Origin of the sequence: Streptomyces sp. LX-29 (assembly GCF_029541745.1) — a bacterium.
In the GTDB taxonomy this organism is placed as follows: domain Bacteria; phylum Actinomycetota; class Actinomycetes; order Streptomycetales; family Streptomycetaceae; genus Streptomyces.
Genome location: NZ_CP089746.1, coordinates 5,836,560 through 5,856,009, shown reverse-complemented (window position 1 = coordinate 5,856,009; position 19,450 = coordinate 5,836,560). Strand labels below are relative to the sequence as shown.

Genomic DNA, 19,450 nt, shown 5'->3' with positions numbered 1-19,450 from the left:
GCCGGGGATCGTTACATCCGCGTGTCCTGGCAGTTGCCGATGATGCCCTTGACACGGGCGTGACGGTGGCACACTGAGGCGCCCCGGCAACTCTGCAAGCCTTTTGCAAGGCATTGCAGAGCTGTTACGTTCCATGACGTTCCAGGCAAGGCTGCCGAGACCGACAGGGATCGCTCACATGACCCAGGAGCTCACGACCTCGGCGCGCGCCGCCGCGCGCGCCGCCGCCCCCGCCCGGACCCCTCAGCCGTCGACCGGCCTCGACGACTCCCCCCGGCCGGCCCGCGCCGCGGAGCCCACCGGTCCCGGCTGGTGGCGCGACGCCGTCATCTACCAGGTGTACGTCCGGTCCTTCGCCGACAGCGACGGCGACGGGGTGGGCGATCTGCCCGGCGTCCGTGAGCGACTGCCGCACCTGGCCCGGCTCGGGGTGGACGCCGTCTGGCTCACCCCCTTCTACGCCTCGCCCCAGGCCGACGGCGGCTACGACGTGGCGGACTACCGCGCCGTGGACCCGCTCTTCGGCGACCTGTCCGACGCCGACGCCCTGGTCCGCACCGCGCACCGACTCGGGCTGCGGGTCATCGTCGACATCGTCCCCAACCACACCTCCGACCGACACCCGTGGTTCACGGCCGCGCTCGCCGCGGGGCCGGGCTCGGCGGCCCGGGCGCGCTACCACTTCCGCCCCGGTCGGGGCGGAGACGGCGCGCTGCCGCCGAACGACTGGGAGTCGGTCTTCGGCGGCCCCGCGTGGACCCGCACCGAGAACCCCGACGGCACCCCCGGCGACTGGTACCTCCATCTGTTCGCCCCCGAGCAACCGGACCTCAACTGGGACTGCCCGGAGGTCGTCGAGGAGTTCGACTCGGTGCTGCGGTTCTGGCTGGACCTGGGCGTGGACGGGTTCCGGATCGACGTCGCGCACGGCATGGTCAAGGCCGCCGGGCTGCCCGACATCGGCCGCAAGGAGCAGGCCAAGCTGATCGGCGCCCAGGTGCTGCCCTTCTTCGACCAGGACGGGGTGCACGAGATCCACCGCTCCTGGCGACGGCTGCTGGACTCCTACGACGGGGACCGGATCGGCGTGGCCGAGGCATGGGCGCCCAGCGCGGAGCGGCTCGCCCTGTACGTCCGGCCCGACGAACTGCACCAGGCGTTCAACTTCCACTTCCTGCGCTGCCCGTGGGACGCGGCCGCCATGCGCTCCGTCATCGACGAGTCGCTGGGCGCGACCGCGTCGGTGGGGGCGCCGACGACGTGGGTGCTGTCCAACCACGATGTGGTGCGGCACACCACGCGCTACGCGGAGGAGAGCCCGGAGCAGGGGCTGCGGCGGGCCCGGGCGGCGGCGCTGCTGATGCTGGCGCTGCCCGGCTCCACCTACATCTACCAGGGCGAGGAGCTGGGCCTTCCCGAGGTCGTCGACCTCCCCGACGAGGTCCGCCAGGACCCGGCGTTCTTCCGCTCCTTCACCGAGGACGGCCAGTCCGGGCAGGACGGCTTCCGCGACGGCTGCCGGGTGCCGATCCCGTGGTCGGGCGGCGAGGCCCCGTACGGCTTCGGCCCGGTCGCCGGCGGCCCGAGCTGGCTGCCGCAGCCCGACGGCTGGGCCGCGCTCAGCGTCGAGGCCCAGACCGGCGACCCGAGCTCCACCCTGGAGCTCTACCGCTCCGCCCTCGCGCTGCGGCGCCGACTGCCCGGGCTGGGCGACGGGACGATGGCGTGGCTGGACGGGCCGGCCGCGCCCGAGGGCGTGCTGGCGCTCTCCCGGCCCGGCTTCGTCTGCACCCTGAACACCCTGGGCCACCCCGTCGAGATGCCCGCCCCTGGCCGCCCCGTACTGTCCTCGGCGCCGGCGGAGTTCGAGGGCCGTTCCGTCCGTATTCCCGCTGATTGCTGCGTGTGGTGGGCAATCTGACATGCGACCGGTACAGTCCAATCCCATGACCGCACGGCTTGCCGACATCGCAGCCCAGGCGGGGGTCAGCGAAGCCACAGTCAGCCGCGTGCTCAACGGCAAGCCGGGAGTGGCCGCGGCCACCCGCGAATCCGTGCTGGCCGCGCTCGACGTGCTGGGCTACGAACGGCCGGTCCGGCTGCGGCAGCGCAGCGCCGGACTGGTCGGGCTGATCACCCCGGAGCTGGAGAACCCCATCTTTCCGGCGCTGGCGCAGGTCATCGGACAGGCGCTGACGCGCCAGGGGTACACCCCGGTGCTGGCCACCCAGACCCCCGGCGGCTCCACCGAGGACGAGCTGACCGAGATGCTGGTGGACCGCGGAGTCGCCGGGATCATCTTCGTCTCCGGGCTGCACGCCGACACCAGCGCCGATATGCAGCGCTACGACCAGCTGCGCGGGCAGGGCGTGCCGTTCGTGCTCGTGGACGGCTTCTCGCCCAAGGTGCGGGCCCCCTTCATCTCCCCCGACGACCGGGCGGCGATGCTGCTGGCGGTCACCCACCTCGTCTCGCTGGGCCACACCCGGATCGGGCTGGCGCTGGGCCCCAAGCGGTTCGTGCCGGTGCTGCGGAAGATCGAGGGGTTCCAGCGCGGCATGCGGGAGCAGCTGGGGCTGACGGCCCGGCAGTCCGAGGAGCTCATCCAGCACTCCCTCTACACGCTGGAGGGCGGCCAGGCGGCGGCGACCGCGCTGATAGAGCGCGGCTGCACCGCGATCATCTGCGCCAGCGACATGATGGCACTGGGTGCCATCCGGGCCGCCCGGCAGCAGGGGCTCGCGGTCCCGCGGGACATCTCCGTCGTCGGCTTCGACGACTCTCCCCTCATAGCGTTCACCGATCCGCCGCTGACCACCATTCGAAAGCCGGTGCAGCCGATGGGGCAGGCGGCGGTGCGGGCGCTGCTGGAGGAGATCGGGGGCACTCCCGCCCCGCACAGCGAGTTCGTCTTCCTGCCCGAGCTGGTGGTGCGCGGCTCCACCGCCTCGGCCCAGCGGAGCGCCCCCGGCGGCGAGGCGAACGCGGCCGACGACGCCCCCACCAGATGGGCCGACTCCACACCGAAGTCGGACAGAAGCGACGAAGACCGTACCTCCGGATGATCTGGCATAGCCAGGTCTGGCAGACTGTTGCCCTATGGGTGACGTGACTGCGAGGACCCCGGAAGGACGGACGGCCACCCCCTCACCCATCGAGGAGGCCGAGGACCGCCCGGCGGTGCGTCATACCCTGCTGGCCCGGCTGCGGGCTCCGCGCAGACCGCGACTGTGGTTCGAGATCCTGCTCATCGCCGCCAGCTACTGGACGTACTCCCTGATCCGCAACGCGGTGCCGGAGCAGCGCGGCGAGGCGATGCGCAACGCCGACTGGATCTGGGACTGGGAGCACCGGCTCGGTCTGGCCTTCGAGCGCTCCGTCAACCACGCCGTCGACTCGGTCGACTGGCTCGTCGTCGGCATGAACTACTACTACGCGACGCTGCACTTCATCGTCACCATCGGCGTCCTCGTGTGGCTCTACCGCTGGCATCCGGGGCGGTATGCGGCAGTTCGCCTGATCCTGTTCGCCACCACGGGCGTCGCCCTGCTCGGCTACTACCTCTTCCCACTCGCCCCGCCACGTCTGATGACCGGCGGGGGCTTCATCGACACGGTCGTGCTGCACCACACCTGGGGCTCGATGGCCTCGGGCAACCTGGCCGACATGTCCAACCAGTACGCGGCGATGCCGTCGATGCACATCGGCTGGTCGCTGTGGTGCGGCGTCACCATCGCCGTGCTGGCCCGCCCGGTGTGGGTGAAGACGCTGGGGCTGCTCTACCCGGTGGCGACGCTCGTCGTCATCGTCGCCACCGCCAACCACTTCTGGCTGGACGCGGTCGGCGGCACGCTCTGCCTGAGCTTCGGTTTCACGCTGTCGTACGCGTGGTACGGGGCGCTGGCGCACCGACTGCCGAAGCGGGTGGCGGTGGCCGGGCCGGAGCCGACGCCGGAGCCGACGAGGGAGCCGGAGCCGGCCGCGACGGGGCGGTCCACCGCGGTGTGGGAGCGCTCCCACACCGAGCCGGGGCGGCCGGCGCCCCAGCCGGTCGACGCCGAGGCCGTGTCGTCCCCGCCCGCGGCTCCCGCCCGGGCCGAACGGGTCCAGCCCTGACCCTCGGCGGGTCCGGTCCCCGCCGGTGGGCCGAGCGCGCCGAGCGGGCGGAGTCCGAGCGATCCGGCCGACGGAGCGGGTTCCGTCCGAGACGGCTCCTTCCGAGCGCGGCTCGGCCAGCGGCTCAGGGCCGGCTCGGGTGCCTGCTCAGGCGCCGTAGAAGAGTCGCTCCACCACCCGGCGCGCGCGCCGGGTGGTGCGGCGGTAGTCGTCCACCATCTCGCCGACGTGCCCCGGTTCGTACCCCAGATAGCGCCCGACCGCGGCCAGCTCGCGCGCTTCGCCCGGGAAGGTGTCGCCGGGGCGGCCGCGCACCAGCATCACCGCGTTACGCACGCGGGTGGCCAGCAGCCATGCCTCGTCCAGCGTCTGCGCGTCCTCGGTGGTGATCAGCTCGGCCGCATGCGCGGCGGCCAGCGCCTCGCGGGTGCGCGTGGTGCGCAGGCCCGGCTCGGCCCAGCCGTGCCGCATCTGGAGCAGCTGCACGGTCCACTCGATGTCGCTGAGTCCGCCCCGGCCCAGCTTGGTGTGGGTGGTCGGGTCGGCGCCGCGGGGCAGCCGCTCGGTCTCCATTCGCGCCTTGAGTCGCCGGATCTCGCGCACCGCGTCCTCGCCGAGGCCCTCGGCCGGGTAGCGCAGCGGGTCGATGAGGTCGACGAAGCGAGCGCCCAGCTCCGGGTCGCCCGACACCGGCTCGGCGCGCAGCAGCGCCTGGCTCTCCCAGACCAGTGACCAGCGCCGGTAGTACGCCGCGTACGAGGCCAGCGTCCGCACCAGCGGTCCGGACTTGCCCTCGGGTCGCAGATCGGCGTCGATGAGCAGCGGCGGATCCGCCGTGGGAAGCTGGAGGAGCCGTCGCATCTCGTTGGCGACGGCGAAGGCGGCGCGGGACGCCTCCTGCTCGTCGACGCCCTCGCGCGGCTCATGGACGAAGAGCACATCGGCGTCCGAGCCGTAGCCCAGCTCGTGTCCGCCGAACCGGCCCATGCCGATCACCGCGAAGCGGGTGGGCAGCTCATCGCCCCAGGTGTCCCGCACCGCCGCCCGCAGGGCGCCCGCCAGGGTGGCCGCGTTGATGTCGGTGAGTGCCTCGCCGATCCGGTCGACGACCGCGCCGAGGTCGTCGTGGTCGGCGGGGGCGGGGACCGCGCCGCCGGCCGGGCCCGCCGGGAGCCCCTGCCCCCGCCCGTTGCGCGGGGCCGTGCCGGAGGCTCCGGACCCGTTGCGCCGCAGGCCCGCCCCGGCGGCCGTCCCCTTGCCGGCGCGGCCCGGGAAGCCGCCCGGTCCGCCGGCATCGCCGTCGCGTCGCCCGCCGTCGCCCTGGAGGCCGGGGGCGCCCGCCGGAGCGCCCCCGTTGCGATAGGCGCCGATGAGGTCGGCGGCGGCGGTACGGAACAGCTCCCGGCGGCGTACGCCCCGGGCGGCGGCCACGGCCTGTTCGCCGCCGTCCGCACGGCCGACGGCGGCGAGGATCTCCTGCTCCAGCGCGGCGCGGCCGCGCGGCCGCAGCCCCTCCGGATCGCCCAGGATGGCGACCGCCTCGGGGGCGCGCAGCAGCAGGTCGGGGGCGAGCCGCCCGGCGGACAGCACCCGGGCGAGGTTCTCCGCCGCCGCGCCCTCGTCCCGGAGCAGCCGCAGGTACCAGGGCGTCTTGCCCAGCGCGTCGGAGACCTTGCGGAAGTTGAGCAGCCCGGCGTCCGGGTCGGCGGAGTCGGCGAACCATCCCAGCAGCACCGGCAGCAGGGTGCGTTGGATGGCGGCCTTGCGGGTCACACCGGAGGCGAGGGCCTCCAGGTGGCGCAGCGCGGCTGCCGGGTCGGCGTAGCCGAGCGCCTCGAGCCGCTGACCGGCGGCCTTGGTGGAGAGCCGCGCGGCGCCCGGCTCCAGCTGGGCGAAGGCGTCCAGCAGCGGCCGGTAGAAGAGCTTCTCGTGCAGCCGGCGCACCTCGCGTGCGTGCTGCCGCCACTCCTTGCCCAGCTCGGTGACGGGTTCGGTGCGGAAGCCGAGCGAGCGGCCCAGCCGGCGCAGGTCGGCCTCGTACTCGGGGACCAGGTGGGTGCGCCGCAGCTTGTACAGCTGGATGCGGTGCTCCATGGAGCGCAGGAAGCGGTAGGCGTCGTTCAGCGCGGCCGCGTCGGCGCGCCCCACGTAGCCGCCCGCCGCCAGCGCGGCGAGCGCGCCGAGGGTGGAGCCGCCGCGCAGCGTCGGGTCGGTGCGGCCGTGCACCAGTTGCAGCAGCTGGACGGCGAACTCGACATCGCGCAGCCCGCCGGGGCCCAGCTTCAGTTCGCGGTCGACCTCGGCGACGGGGATGTTCGCCACCACGCGGCGGCGCATCTGCTGGACGTCGGGGACGAAGTTCTCCCGGTCGGCGGCCTGCCAGACCAGCGGTGCCACGGCGTCGACGTACGCCGCGCCCAGGTCGGGGTCGCCCGCCACCGGGCGGGCCTTCAGCAGCGCCTGGAACTCCCAGGTCTTGGCCCAGCGTTGGTAGTAGGCGAGATGGCTGGACAGGGTCCGCACCAGCGGGCCGTTGCGGCCCTCCGGGCGGAGGTTGGCGTCCACCGGCCAGATGGTGCCCTCGACGGTGACGTCCGAGCACAGCCGCATCATCCGGGCGGCGAGCCGGGTGGCGGCGCGCAGCGCCGTGGCCTCGTCGACGGCTCCCTCCCCGCCGCCCGCGCCGTCGCCGGGGGCCGGCTCCGCCACGAAGATGACGTCCACGTCGGAGACGTAATTGAGCTCGTGGCCGCCGCACTTGCCCATCCCGATGACGGCCAGCCGGCAGGCCGCCGCGTCGTCGGGCGCCTCCTCGGCCGCTATCCGCAGCGCGGCCCGCAGCGTGGCGGTGGCCAGGTCGGCGAGTTCGGCGGCGTTCTGGGCGATGTCGACGGTGCCGCACACATCGCGGGCGGCGATCCCGAGCAACGCCCGCCGGTAGGCGGCGCGCAGCGCGTCGGCCCGCGGCCGCTCCGCGCCCGGCCCGCTCCACACCCCCTCCCGCAGCGCCCGCTCGAATTCGGCGGTACCGGGGTTGAGGTCGGCCGACTCGTACGTCGCCAGCGACTGCCAGTCGCGTGGGTGCCGCGCGAGGTGGTCGCCGAGCGCCTCCGAGGCGCCCAACACCCCCAACAGCCGGTCCCGCAGCGGCTTGGCGGCGACCAGCGTGCTCAGCAGCGCCTGCCGCGAACCGACGTCCACCGCCTCGCCGGTGGCGCCACCGGCGTCGGCGCCTCCTTCGGGCAGCGCCTCCACCAGCCGCACCAGCCCGCGCAGGGCCAGATCGGGATCGGCCGTCGCGCCGAGCGCGTCGAGCACCACCGGATCGCCCTGTACGCAGGCCAGCTCGGGCAGGTCGAGCAGGCGCTCGGCGGCGGCCGGGTCGGTGAACCCGTACCGCAGGAGCCGCCCGAACCTGCTGTCCCGTCTCCCGTGCAGCACGGCATACCGCCTCTCGACCGCTGCCCTGATCACCGTGGACGTCGTGACCGCGATGGATCCCTCATGATCGTTTCCGCGAGGCGAGCCCAGCCCCCGCCCACCGCCGCGGAAACGCACACCTCCACGCTACGCCGGGGGTGCGCCGCCACCGGCACCGGACCCGCGGCGCGAAGGGACTAGAGCGCCGGCAGGTTCTTCCGCAGCTCGTACGGGGTCACCTCGGAGCGGTACTCCTCCCACTCCTGCTTCTTGTTGCGCAGGAAGAAGTCGAAGACGTGCTCGCCGAGGGTCTCGGCGACCAGTTCACTGCGCTCCATCAGGGCGATGGCCTCGCCGAGGTTCTGCGGGAGCGGCTCGATGCCCATGGAGCGGCGCTCGGCATCGGAGAGCGCCCAGACGTCGTCGTCGGCGCCGGCGGGGAGCTCGTAGCCCTCCTCGATGCCCTTGAGGCCCGCCGCGAGGAGCACGGCGTACGCGAGGTAGGGGTTGGCGCCTGAGTCGAGGGAGCGGACCTCCACCCGGGTGGAGCCGGTCTTGCCGGGCTTGTAGAGCGGCACCCGGACCAGCGCGGAGCGGTTGTTGTGGCCCCAGCAGATGTACGAGGGGGCCTCGCCGCCGGCGCCCGCGGTACGGCCCTGGGCGATGCCCCAGATCCGCTTGTAGGAGTTGACCCACTGGTTGGTGACGGCCGAGACCTCGGAGGCGTGCCGCAGCAGGCCGGCGATGAAGGAGCGGCCGACCTTGGAGAGCTGGAACTCGGCGCCGGACTCGTAGAAGGCGTTGCGGTCCCCCTCGAACAGGGAGAGGTGGGTGTGCATGCCGGAGCCGGGGTACTCGGAGAACGGCTTGGGCATGAAGGTGGCCTGGACCCCCTGCTCCAGCGCGACCTGCTTCATCACCACCCGGAAGGTCATGATGTTGTCGGCCGTGGAGAGCGCGTCGGCGTAGCGCAGGTCGATCTCCTGTTGGCCCGGGGCGCCCTCGTGGTGCGAGAACTCCACCGAGATGCCCATGGATTCGAGCATGGTGATCGCCTGGCGGCGGAAGTCCATGCCGACGTTCTGCGGGGTGTGGTCGAAGTAGCCGGAGGAGTCGGCCGGGATCGGGCGGGTGCCGTCCACCGGCTTGTCCTTGAGCAGGAAGAACTCGATCTCGGGGTGGGTGTAGAAGGTGAACCCGAGGTCGGAGGTCTTGGCCAGTATCCGCTTGAGCACATAGCGCGGATCGGCGTACGAGGGGGACCCGTCCGGCATCAGGATGTCGCAGAACATGCGGGCGGTTCCGGGGGCCTCGGCGCGCCACGGCAGGATCTGGAAGGTGCTGGGATCCGGCTTGGCGATCATGTCGGATTCATACACCCGCGCGAAGCCCTCGATCGCGGACCCGTCGAACCCGATGCCCTCGTCAAAGGCCTGCTCAAGCTCGGCGGGGGCCACCGCGACGGACTTCAGGAAGCCGAGGACGTCGGCGAACCACAGCCGCACGAACCGGATGTCGCGCTCTTCGAGCGTACGGAGCACGAACTCCTGCTGCTTATCCATGGTCCCCTATCCTTGCAGGTCAGACAGCTCTTTCGATGGGCGCGAGGGCGCCGCCGGGCCCCCAGTATCACGCGACGCGGTTTCGGATGCGTTTCGTGCCAACTCTTTACCTGCCCCCGTGCTGTAAGCATCGTACGTTCGCACGGAGCGGAGCGATCCGGCCAGCGGGGCGGCAATACCCCGTCGGGGTACTCTTTCGCCGGAGGGAAGCCAGGGGAGCCAGGGGAAGGCGGGGGAAGACAGATGCCGCGCGCACCGCAGTCGCCGACCGCCGCCTGGGGCGGCCGCCTGGTGCTGCTCGCCGCGCTGCTCTTCGGCATCGTCACCATGCACACGCTCGGGCACCCGACGGGTCACGGGAGCGGCGGGCAGGACGGCTCCCACGCGACCGCCGCGCACCACGGAAACCGTGCCGCGCACGAGGGGACGGCCGGGGAGCACGTCGGCCGAACGACCGGGGAGCACGTCGGCCGGACGGCCGGGGTGGCCGTGGCAGCGGACGCCCCGCACGCCCCGCACCCGCCGCGCCTCCGGGGCGCCGCGCACCCGCCGCACGCCCAGCACGGCTCGCACGCCCAGCACGCCTCGCATCGTTCGCATGGTTCTGATGGCTCGCTCGCCATGGATTCCGCGGCGGACGCGGGCACCTCGCGCCACCCCGCCACCGCCTCCGCGGCCGGCCCAGGCGCCTCGTACGACCCGGGCGCCTCCGTCGACGAGCCCGGGCACGGCGGTCTCCACCCCCTCTCGGTCTGTCTGGCGGTGCTCGCCACCTGGTCGGCGGCGCTGCTCGCGGTGCGTCTGCTGCGGCTCGCCCGGCGGCTCGCCGTCACCGCGCCCGGCGCCCCCCGGGCCTCCCTGCCGTACGCCCTGTGGCCCATGCCGCCACCACGTGGAACGAGACTCACCCAGCTGTCGGTGCTGCGCGTATAGGAGCGCGGACGCCTCCGCTCCGCCTGCTCAGACCACCGACAAGACCTGAGGTATGTCCGTGACGCACATCCACTCCCGCCGTGCCGTGCTCGGCGCGGGAATCACCCTCGCCGGCGGCGGCCTGCTCGCCGCCTGCTCGTCCGGCCGCGACGACACGTCCGCTGGCGGCCACCCCGCGGGCCACCGCTCCGGCTCCGACGACGGATCGGCCGGCGAGGGCCCGGCCGACCAGAAGATCGCTCTGACCGCCGCCGCCACCCGGCTCGACCTGGGCGCCGGCCGTACGGTCCGGTCCTGGGCCTACGGCGACGACCTGCCCGGCCGGGAGATCCGCGCCACCGCCGGGGACACCCTGGCGGTCACCCTGGCCAACCACCTCCCCCAGGCCACCTCCCTGCACTGGCACGGGATCGCCCTGCGGAACGCCATGGACGGGGTTCCCGGGCTCACCCAGCGGGCCGTCAAGCCGGGTGCCTCCTTCACCTACCGCTTCGCGGTCCCGGACCCCGGCACCTACTGGTTCCACCCGCACTCGGGCACCCAGCAGGACCGGGGCCTGTACGCCCCGCTCATCGTCGAGGACCCGAAGGAGCCGCTCGCCTACGACAAGGAGTGGGTGGTCGTGCTGGACGACTGGGTCGACGGGGTGGACGGCAGCACCCCCGACGCGGTGCTGGCCGAGCTGAGCAAGGGCATGGGCTCGGGCTCCGACGAGGGCATGGACCACGGCGGAGGCCACGGCGGACAGGGAGGAGGGAACGGAGGCGGGCACGACGGGCACGACATGAGCGGCATGGCCGCTCCGGCCGCTCCAGCCGCCCCCGCTGCCCCGGACGCCCCGCGCCGGAGCCCGGACCCCACCGGCCCGTCCCGGATGCTGATGGGCGCCACCAGTGAGCTCCTCGGCGGCGACGCGGGCGACGTGGCCTATCCGTACTACCTGGTCAACGGGCGCTCGGCGGAGGATCCGCAGACCTTCCGGGCCAAGCCCGGCGACCGGATCCGGATCCGGTTCGTCAACGCCGGCGGGGACACCGCCTTCCGGGTCGCGCTCGGCGGCCACTCCATGACGGTCACCCACACCGACGGCTTCCCGGTCACCCACGCGCGCACCGACGCGCTGCTGCTGGGCATGGGCGAGCGGTACGACGTCCTGGTCACGGCCGGGGACGGGGTCTTCCCGCTGACCGCGGTCGCCGAGGGCAAGCGGCGGGCGGCGCGGGCACTGCTGCGCACCGGCGGCGGCGCGGCGCCGGCGCCCTCCGCCCGCCCGAAGGAGCTGGACGGCAGGGTGCTCACCGCCGATCGACTCAAGGCCGCGGAGGGGGTGCGGCTGACGCGGCGCGAGCCGGACCGGACGGTCACCCTGCGGCTGAGCGGCTCCATGGCGGCGTACGACTGGGCGATCAACGGCAAGCGGTACGACCCGGCCGAGCGCCTCCCGGTCCGTTCGGGTGAACGGGTGCGGCTGTCGTTCGTCAACGGCACCGGGATGTGGCACCCGATGCACCTGCACGGGCACACCTTCGCGCTGCCGGGCGGTGGCCCCCGCAAGGACACCGCGATCGTGCGGCCCGGCGAGACGCTCGACGTCGACTTCGACGCGGACAACCCGGGACTGTGGATGATCCACTGCCACAACGTCTACCACGCGGAGGCCGGGATGATGGCGGTGCTCGGCTACCGCGACTGAGCGCTCCGCGGGAAGTGTCGTGACGGGCCCGTCGTTCGCCTGCGGGCCCGTTGTGGCTGGTCGCGCCCACGCGGCGGAGCCGCACATGTCACAGCCCCGCGCCCCTTCAGGGCGCTTCCGAACCGCAGCCGAATGCACCAGATCCGCTGAGGCCCCGACCCGACGGGCGATCCGGCCGACCGTCCGACGGGTGATCCGGCGGCTGTCCGACGGTCGGGGCGCCCGACCGTCCGGCAGGGCGTCCGACGGGTGATCCGGCGGCTGTCCGGCGGGCGCGGGATGGCCTCGCGCGGGGTGTGGCGCTCCCCACGCGAGGCCATCGCGTCAGATAGACGATTAATCCCGGTCGGGCCGCTTACACTGGCACCGTGCCTCAACTTCGCCTCGCTCTGAACCAGATCGACTCGACCGTCGGCGACCTGGCCGGCAACGCCGAGACGATCGTCCACTGGACCCGGCACTCCGCCGAGCAGGGCGCCCACCTGGTGGCCTTCCCCGAGATGGCGCTGACCGGCTACCCCGTCGAGGACCTGGCCCTGCGGTCGTCCTTCGTCGAGGCGTCCCGCGCCGAGCTGCGCGCGCTCGCCGCCCGGCTGGAGCGCGAGGGCCTGGGCGAGCTGCCGGTCGTCGTCGGCTATCTGGACCGCGGCGAGCAGGCCGCGCCGCGCTACGGCCAGCCGGCGGGCGCCCCGCAGAACGCGGCGGCGGTGCTGCACCGGGGCGAGGTCGCCCTCACCTTCGCCAAGCACCACCTGCCCAACTACGGCGTCTTCGACGAGTTCCGCTACTTCGTCCCCGGCGACACGCTGCCCGTCGTCCGCGTCCACGGGGTCGACGTCGCGCTCGCCATCTGCGAGGACCTGTGGCAGGACGGCGGCCGGGTGCCGGCCACCCGCTCCGCCGGCGCCGGGCTGCTGCTCTCCATCAACGCCTCCCCGTACGAGCGCGAGAAGGACGACACCCGGCTGGACCTGGTCCGCAAGCGGGCCCAGGAGGCCGGCTGCACCACCGCCTATCTGGCGATGATCGGCGGCCAGGACGAGCTGGTCTTCGACGGCGACTCGATCGTCGTGGACCGTGACGGCGAAGTGATCGCCCGCGCCCCGCAGTTCGCCGAGGGCTGCGTGCTGCTGGACCTCGACCTGCCGGCGGCGGGCCCGGTGCCCGAGGGCGTGGTCGACGACGGGCTGCGCATCGAGCACGTCACCCTCTCCGCCGATCCGCTCCCCTCCTACCAGCCCGAGCTCTCCGGCGGTCAGGCCCCCCGCCTCGGCGACGAGGAGGAGGTCTACACGGCGCTGGTGGTGGGCCTGCGCGCGTACGCCGCCAAGAACGGCTTCCGCAGCGTGCTCATCGGCCTGTCCGGCGGCATCGACTCCGCACTGGTCGCCGCCCTCGCCTGCGACGCGCTGGGCGCGCACAACGTGTACGGCATCTCGATGCCCTCCCGCTACTCCTCCGAGCACTCCAAGGCGGACGCGGCCGAGCTGGCCCGCCGGACCGGGCTGAACTTCCGTACCGTCCCCATCGCCCCGATGTACGACGCGTACATGGGGTCGCTGGGCCTCACCGGCCTCGCCGAGGAGAACCTCCAGGCGCGGCTGCGCGGCACCCTGCTGATGGCCGTCTCCAACCAGGAGGGGCACATCGTGCTCGCGCCGGGCAACAAGTCCGAGCTGGCGTGCGGCTATTCGACGCTCTACGGCGACTCGGTGGGCGCGTACGGCCCGATCAAGGACGTCTACAAGACCTGGATCTTCCGCCTCGCCCGATGGCGCAACCGCGCCGCCGAGGAGCGCGGCCAGACCCCGCCCATCCCGGAGAACTCCATCACCAAGCCGCCCAGCGCCGAGCTGCGACCGGACCAGGTGGACACCGACTCGCTCCCCGACTACGAGGTCCTCGACCGGATCCTGGAGCTCTACGTCGACCAGGACCGGAGCCGCGCGGAGGTCGTGGCGGCGGGCTTCGACGACGAGCTGGTGGCACGGGTGCTACGGCTGGTGGACACCGCCGAGTACAAGCGCCGCCAGTACCCGCCGGGCACCAAGATCTCCGCGAAGGGCTTCGGCAAGGACCGACGACTGCCCATCACCAACCGCTGGCGCGAGCACACCTGAGCGCGCCCCGCGGCGTCCACGACGACGGCCCGTCGACCGCTTCGGTCGACGGGCCGTCGTCGTGCGGGAGGTGTGCGCGGGGTGTGCGCGGGGCGCGCCGCCTCGCGCTACCGGGAGCCGTCGGCCCCGGCCCGCGCCGTCGACGCCCCCGCGGCCACCGCCCCGTGGCCGGCCCCGGCGTCGGACGCGTGGTCGACCCCCTGGCCGACCGCCACCACCCGGGAGCCGTCCCCGGGCGCGCCGCGGTCCAGGAGGCCGGCGGTCACCGCGATGGCCAGGCCGGTCAGGGCGAGGGCGGCGCCGACCAGGGTGGGCGAGGTCCAGCCCCAGCCCGCGGCGATCGCGACACCCCCGAGCCAGGCGCCGCCCGCGTTGGCCAGGTTGAAGGCGGAGTGGTTGGAGGCGGCGGCCAGGGTGGGGGCGTGGCGGGCCTTGTTCATGACCAGCATCTGGAGCGGGGTGGTGGTCATGAAGCCGACCGCGCCCAGCACCACCACGGTGGCCATGGCCGCCCACTTCACCTGGACCGTGAAGTGGAACGCGACCAGCACCACGGCGAGCGCCGTCAGCGAGCCGTAGAGGGTGGGGCGCAGCGCGCGGTCGGTGAGCGGGCCGGCGACGAGGGCGCCGAGCGTCATGCCGATGCCGAACAGCGCCAGCACCACCGTCACGGACGACTCCGCGAAGCCGGTGACCTCGGTCATCATCGAGGCGAGGTAGCTGTAGACGGCGAAGACGCCCGCGAAGCCGAAGACCGCGGTCAGCAGGCCCAGCAGCACCTGACGGTCGCCGAGGGCACGCAGCTCCCGCCCCAGGCCCGCCTGGGCGTCCGGCTCCATGTGCGGGACCAGCGCGGCCAGCGCGGCCATGGCGAGCACGCCGATCGCGGTGACGACCAGGAAGGTGGCGCGCCAGCCGAGCTGTTGGCCGAGCAGGGTGCCGAACGGGACGCCGACGATGTTGGCGACGGTCAGCCCGAGGAACATGGTGGCCACCGCCCGCGCCTGCCGCCCCTCGGCCACCAGCCGGGCCGCCACCACCGAGCCGACGCCGAAGAAGGCGCCGTGCGGCAGCCCGGCGAGTACCCGTCCGGCCAGCAGCAGGCCGAAGTTCGGCGCCACCGCGGAGGCCAGGTTGCCGACCGTGAAGAGCGCCATGAGCCAGATCAGCATGGTCTTACGTGGGACGCGGGAGCCGAGCGCGGTCAACAGCGGGGCGCCGACGACGACGCCGACGGCGTAGCCGGAGACGAGATACCCGGCCGTGGGCACGGAGGTGCCCAGATCGTCCGCGACGTTGGGCAGCAGACCCATCATCACGAATTCGGTGGTGCCGATGCCGAATGCCGCCACGGCCAGGGCGAGCAGGGCGAGGGGCATGAGAGACCTTTCGCGGGAGAGGTGCGGCGAGGAATATGTTCAATGACTGAACAAATGCTCTCACGCATCCGGGGCTCAGAGAGAATCCCCAGGTGAACGCCGCGTTACGAGTGCCGGAGGCGCGCCGCGGGCGCCCGGGGGCAGGGCGGCGGCGCCCCGTGACGGCGACCTTCCGAACAACGGCGGCCGGACGGCGGCGCCCAGACGGCAGCGCCCCGGACGACGGCGGTCCGGACGGCGGGCAGCACCCCGGACGACTGCGGTCCGGACGGCAGCACCCTGGACGACGGCGGTCCGGACGGCGGCGGTCCCCGGACCGGTGGAGCGCCACCGGTCCGGGGACCGACCTCAGCGGCCCGCCGCCGTCAGAGCTCCACCGACGCCGCCACCGGCAGGTGGTCGCTGTTCGTCCGCGGCAGCGTCCACGCCGAGACCGGGTCCATGCCGCGCACCATGATCTGGTCGATCCGGGCCATCGGGAACGAGGCCGGCCAGCTGAAGCCGAAGCCGTCGCCCGCCGCGCCCTGCGCCGAGCGCAGCTGCGAGGTGACCGGGGCCAGCGCCCGGTCGTTCATGGTGCCGTTGAGGTCGCCGAGCAGGATCACCTTGTCCACCCGCTCCGCGGCGATGGCCTCGCCCAGCGCCTCCGCGCTGTCGTCCCGCTGCCCGGCGGTGAAGCCGGCGTTGAACTTCACCCGCACCGACGGCAGGTGCGCGACGTAGACGGCCACGTCCCCGCGCGGGGTGGCGACGGTGGAGCGCAGCGCACGGGTCCAGCCCATCTTGATGTCCACCGGCTCGCTGTCGCGCAACGGGTACTTGCTCCACAGCCCCACCGTGCCCTTGACGGTGTGGTACTTGTACGTGTCCCGCAGCGCCTGCTCGTACGTCGGCACCGCCGAGCCGCGCAGTTCCTCCAGCGCCACCACGTCCGCCCCGGAAGCCGCGACCTCGCGCGCGGTGGCGGCGGGGTCGGGGTTGTCCGCGTTGACGTTGTGGGTGACGACGGTGAGGTCACCGCCGGCCCGCGACTTGTCGGCGAACATCAGCCCGCCGAAGAGGTTGAGCCAGACGACGGCCGGCAGCAGCAGCGCGATCAGGGCGGTCGCCGAGCGCCGCACCAGGGCGAGCACCAGCAGCAGCGGAACGAACAGCCCCAGCCACGGCAGGAAGGTCTCCAGCAGACTGCCCAGGTTCCCCACGTTGTTGGGGATCTGCGCGTGGAAGATCATCACCAGCGCCAGCACGGCCGCGCAGCCGGCCAGCACCGTGCCCCGGCGCCAGGTGCCGGGGTCGCGCCGCCACCGGTCGAGGTGGTCGAGCAGGCGCCGGACCCGGGAGCCGGTCTGCTCGGGGATGTCCCCGTGTCGTCCCGTCTCCTGCGTGTCTGCCTGCGCCATTCGCTGTGTCCTCACTGCCTCTCGTCTCCGCGCACCCCACCCGGCCGGAACCCACGCATGACCATAGGCGATGACCAGGGCGTTTTCGGCGTGCGGTGCCCCGTACGGGGGCCGCGTCCGATGCCGCCGACGACGGCGGGCGCCTCACGGGGGAAGACGTGCGACCGCGGGAGACGGGTTCCGAACTGCGCGACGGACGGGGCCCCTGTGACACAACCGGCACATATCCGTCGATCTTGATCTCGCCCCCGGAATTCCTCCGAACGGCCCAGCGCGTGGGGGCTCGCGCCCGGTCCGCCGCCCCCGGTCCGCCGCCCCCGCTCAGTCCCGGTCGTCGCGTGGCCGGACGCCCTCCAGCACCGTGTCGACGATCCGTTCGGCCAGCCCCTCCGGCAGCGCCTGCCACTCGTACAGCATCGAGCGGGACAGCATCGGGCCGGTGAACAGGTCGGCGAGCAGCTCCAGGTCCTCGTCGGCGCGCAGCTCCCCACGGGCCACGCCCCGCCGCAACACCGCCAGCAGCGTCTCCCGACGGACGGCTATCACGGTCTCGTGGTACTGCCGCCACAGCCCGGGATGGGCCCGCACCTGGCCCACGACGGCACGGAGCAGCGCGGAGTGACGCTTGGCCAGCCCCCGACGGCGGATGAACTCCAGCATGGTGACCAGGTCGTCCCGGACCGAGTCCCCCGTCGGCTCCGGGTACGGCTCGTCGAGTGAGCGCATGACGTCCAGCATCAGCGCCTCCTTGCCCCGCCAGCGGCGGTACACGGTGGCCTTGCCGACGCCCGCCTCGCGGGCTATCCGCTCCATCGACAGCTGATCGAGGGTGACGCCGTCCTCCAGCAGCCGCAGCACGGTCTCGATCACGGCGGTGTCGACCGCGGCGCTGCGCGGCCGCCCGGGCGGGCGCGGGACCGATGCCGGTATCGGCCCGCGCGCCTCGTCGGCTTCCGCCCCGTTCACCGGTCCACCCCCGTCGACGTCCGCTCGGGCTCGGGCCCGCCCTCGCGGCCCGGTCCGTCCGCCGACTCCGGCCCGGACACCGCCGGCCCGGTTTCCGCGGCCCGGCCGGCCGGCGCCACCCGCTCCCGCTGCCACGCCTGCTCCTGCTCCCACGCCTGCTCCCGCTCCTGGTCCTGCTCCTGGTCCCGGGCCCGTTCCCGCTCGGACTCCGGCCGCGGCGGGGTCTCCGCCCCCGCCGGCGCCTCCTGCCGCCCCGGCAGGAAGAACCACACCACCAGCGCGCCGATCAGCGCGATGACCGCCGCGCTGAGCGCGGTGGTGTGCATGGCGTGCAGGAACGCCTCCTTGGCCGGGTCGGTCAGCGCCCGTCCCGCCGGCCCCAGCTCCTCGGCCACGGCCAGGGTGGCCTCGATGGACTCCCCGGCCGCGTGCCGCTCGGCGCCGGTGAGGCCGGGGAAGGCGGCCAGCTCGCCCTCGATCCGCGTGCGGTAGACGGTCGACAGCAGCGAACCGAGCACCGCGACCCCGAGCGCGCCGCCGACCTGGCGGAAGGTGTTGTTGATCGCCGAGCCGGAACCGGCCTTCTCGCGCGGGAGCGCCTGCATGATCGACACCGTGACGGGCGGCATGGTGTGCGCCATCCCGCAGCCCTGCGCGAAGAACAGCGCCTCCAGCACCCAGAGGGGGGTGTCCCGGTCCAGCAGCAGGAAGCCGGCGAGTGTCCCGGCCACCATGAGCATGCCGCAGGCGCACACCACCCGGGCTCCGTACCGCTCCACCGCCAGCGGGGCGCGGGGCGCGAAGACCAGCTGCGCCACCGCGATCGGCATCAGCAGCAGACCGGCCTGGAAGGCGGTGAAGCCGCGCACGCTCTGGGTGTAGAAGACCATGAAGAAGGTGACGCCCAGCAGCGCGAAGAAGACCAGCGCGATGGCGGTGACGGCGGCGGTGAAAGAGGGCTTGCGGAAGGAGCGGACGTCCATCGCCGGGTGGTCGCCGCGCCGCTCGTGCAGCACGAACAGGACCAGCACGGCGAGCCCGCCGCCGCCCGTGAGCAGCACCTCGGGGTGGGTGAAGTCCGCGAGCTGGCCGCCCTTGATGATCCCGTAGACCAGCAGCACCAGCCCGACCACGGACAGCAGCACGCCCATCGGGTCCAGCCGGCCGGGGGCCGGGTCCCGGGTCTCGGGCACGATCAGCACCATGGCGACGAAGCCGGCCAGCACGATGGGCACGTTGACCAGGAAGACCGAGCCCCACCAGAAGTACTCCAGCAGCACCCCGCCGGTGACCGGGCCGATGGCGATGGCGACGCCGACGGCGGAGACCCAGATCCCCATGGCCCGGGGCTGCTCCTCGCGCTCGAAGACGTTGACCAGGACGGCGAGGGTGGCGGGCAGGACGCCGGCCGCGCCCAGGCCCATGAGGGCGCGGAAGGCGATCAGCTCCCCCGGCGAGCCGGAGAACGCGGCGAGCAGCGAGCCCAGCCCGAACACCGCCATGCCCGCCAGCAGCACCTTCTTGCGGCCGTACCGGTCGCCGAGCACGCCCGCGGTGAACAGCAGGCCCGCGAAGACCAGCGTGTAGGCGTTGATCGCCCACTCCAGCTGACTCTGGGTGGCGCCGAGCCCCTCGGGCGCCGGCGAGGCGATGGTCTTCATCGCGACGCTCAGTATCGAGTTGTCGATCACCACGACCACGACGCTGCACATCAGCACGGTCAGGATCGCCCAGCGCCGGCGGTGCACGGCCTCGGGGACGCCGGAGTCGGCGCCCGGATCGGGCTCGGGCCTGGGCTCGGGATCCAGGTCGGAGGGGGTCGCCATACGGTTTACGGTAACCCCATTCCGATACGGATCCG

The 19,450-nt window shown here is 73.4% G+C and carries 12 protein-coding genes; 6 read left to right on the top strand and 6 right to left on the bottom strand.

Features of this window, described 5'->3' with window-relative positions; translation table 11 throughout:
* Window positions 1-178: 178 nt before the first annotated feature.
* The 3 genes from LRS74_RS24660 to LRS74_RS24650 are packed head-to-tail and all read left to right on the top strand — an operon-like array spanning window position 179 to window position 4,116.
* The gene (locus tag LRS74_RS24660; protein ID WP_277743059.1) at window positions 179-1,921 is read left to right on the top strand and encodes a glycoside hydrolase family 13 protein; all 1,743 of its coding nucleotides are present in this window, start codon (window positions 179-181) and stop codon (window positions 1,919-1,921) included.
* A gap of 25 nt (window positions 1,922-1,946) precedes the next feature.
* Window positions 1,947-3,065: a LacI family DNA-binding transcriptional regulator gene (locus LRS74_RS24655; protein ID WP_277743058.1), complete on the top strand. Its 1,119-nt coding sequence runs from the start codon at window positions 1,947-1,949 to the stop codon at window positions 3,063-3,065.
* 34 nt (window positions 3,066-3,099) lie between these two features.
* A complete protein-coding gene (locus tag LRS74_RS24650) occupies window positions 3,100-4,116 on the top strand; it encodes a phosphatase PAP2 family protein (RefSeq protein ID WP_277743057.1) in 1,017 nt (338 codons plus the stop codon).
* Window positions 4,117-4,263: 147 nt separating this feature from the next.
* Here the strand turns inward: LRS74_RS24650 and LRS74_RS24645 are convergent, their stop codons facing one another.
* Both LRS74_RS24645 and glnA read right to left on the bottom strand, forming a co-directional pair.
* On the bottom strand, window positions 4,264-7,557 hold the full coding sequence (locus LRS74_RS24645) for a bifunctional [glutamine synthetase] adenylyltransferase/[glutamine synthetase]-adenylyl-L-tyrosine phosphorylase (protein WP_277743056.1): 3,294 nt from the start codon (window positions 7,555-7,557) through the stop codon (window positions 4,264-4,266).
* Window positions 7,558-7,733: 176 nt separating this feature from the next.
* On the bottom strand, window positions 7,734-9,098 hold the full coding sequence (gene glnA / locus LRS74_RS24640; protein WP_144385510.1) for a type I glutamate--ammonia ligase: 1,365 nt from the start codon (window positions 9,096-9,098) through the stop codon (window positions 7,734-7,736).
* Window positions 9,099-9,341: 243 nt separating this feature from the next.
* Between glnA and LRS74_RS24635 the strand changes: the two genes are divergently transcribed.
* From LRS74_RS24635 to LRS74_RS24625, 3 genes are all read left to right on the top strand, one after another.
* Complete coding sequence (locus LRS74_RS24635) at window positions 9,342-10,031, top strand: hypothetical protein (protein ID WP_277743055.1); 690 nt, start codon at window positions 9,342-9,344, stop codon at window positions 10,029-10,031.
* A gap of 58 nt (window positions 10,032-10,089) precedes the next feature.
* Complete coding sequence (locus LRS74_RS24630) at window positions 10,090-11,724, top strand: multicopper oxidase family protein (protein ID WP_277743054.1); 1,635 nt, start codon at window positions 10,090-10,092, stop codon at window positions 11,722-11,724.
* Window positions 11,725-12,092: 368 nt separating this feature from the next.
* Window positions 12,093-13,844 (top strand): NAD+ synthase, encoded by a 1,752-nt coding sequence (locus LRS74_RS24625; RefSeq protein WP_277743053.1) that lies wholly within the window; start codon window positions 12,093-12,095, stop codon window positions 13,842-13,844.
* A 107-nt stretch (window positions 13,845-13,951) separates the two neighbouring features.
* Here LRS74_RS24625 and LRS74_RS24620 read toward each other — a convergent pair whose 3' ends face one another.
* The 4 genes from LRS74_RS24620 to LRS74_RS24605 form a co-directional block, all read right to left on the bottom strand.
* Complete coding sequence (locus tag LRS74_RS24620; RefSeq protein ID WP_277743052.1) at window positions 13,952-15,223, bottom strand: MFS transporter; 1,272 nt, start codon at window positions 15,221-15,223, stop codon at window positions 13,952-13,954.
* A 365-nt stretch (window positions 15,224-15,588) separates the two neighbouring features.
* Window positions 15,589-16,623: an endonuclease/exonuclease/phosphatase family protein gene (locus LRS74_RS24615; protein WP_277743051.1), complete on the bottom strand. Its 1,035-nt coding sequence runs from the start codon at window positions 16,621-16,623 to the stop codon at window positions 15,589-15,591.
* 321 nt (window positions 16,624-16,944) lie between these two features.
* Window positions 16,945-17,553, bottom strand: a complete 609-nt coding sequence (locus LRS74_RS24610; RefSeq protein ID WP_277744913.1) for a TetR/AcrR family transcriptional regulator C-terminal ligand-binding domain-containing protein — start codon at window positions 17,551-17,553, stop codon at window positions 16,945-16,947.
* Window positions 17,554-17,585: 32 nt separating this feature from the next.
* Window positions 17,586-19,301 (bottom strand): DHA2 family efflux MFS transporter permease subunit, encoded by a 1,716-nt coding sequence (locus LRS74_RS24605; protein WP_277744912.1) that lies wholly within the window; start codon window positions 19,299-19,301, stop codon window positions 17,586-17,588.
* Between the last annotated feature and the right edge of the window lie 149 nt (window positions 19,302-19,450).

Excerpts from the sequence above, each read along its gene's own strand:
- LRS74_RS24605 (WP_277744912.1), bottom strand. The coding sequence starts at position 19,301 with ATGTGCAGCGTCGTGGTCGTGGTGATCGACAACTCGATACTGAGCGTC.
- LRS74_RS24655 (WP_277743058.1), top strand. The coding sequence starts at position 1,947 with ATGACCGCACGGCTTGCCGACATCGCAGCCCAGGCGGGGGTCAGCGAA.
- glnA (WP_144385510.1), bottom strand. The coding sequence starts at position 9,098 with ATGGATAAGCAGCAGGAGTTCGTGCTCCGTACGCTCGAAGAGCGCGAC.
- LRS74_RS24660 (WP_277743059.1), top strand. The coding sequence starts at position 179 with ATGACCCAGGAGCTCACGACCTCGGCGCGCGCCGCCGCGCGCGCCGCC.
- LRS74_RS24635 (WP_277743055.1), top strand. The coding sequence starts at position 9,342 with ATGCCGCGCGCACCGCAGTCGCCGACCGCCGCCTGGGGCGGCCGCCTG.
- LRS74_RS24620 (WP_277743052.1), bottom strand. The coding sequence starts at position 15,223 with ATGCCCCTCGCCCTGCTCGCCCTGGCCGTGGCGGCATTCGGCATCGGC.
- LRS74_RS24615 (WP_277743051.1), bottom strand. The coding sequence starts at position 16,623 with ATGGCGCAGGCAGACACGCAGGAGACGGGACGACACGGGGACATCCCC.
- LRS74_RS24650 (WP_277743057.1), top strand. The coding sequence starts at position 3,100 with ATGGGTGACGTGACTGCGAGGACCCCGGAAGGACGGACGGCCACCCCC.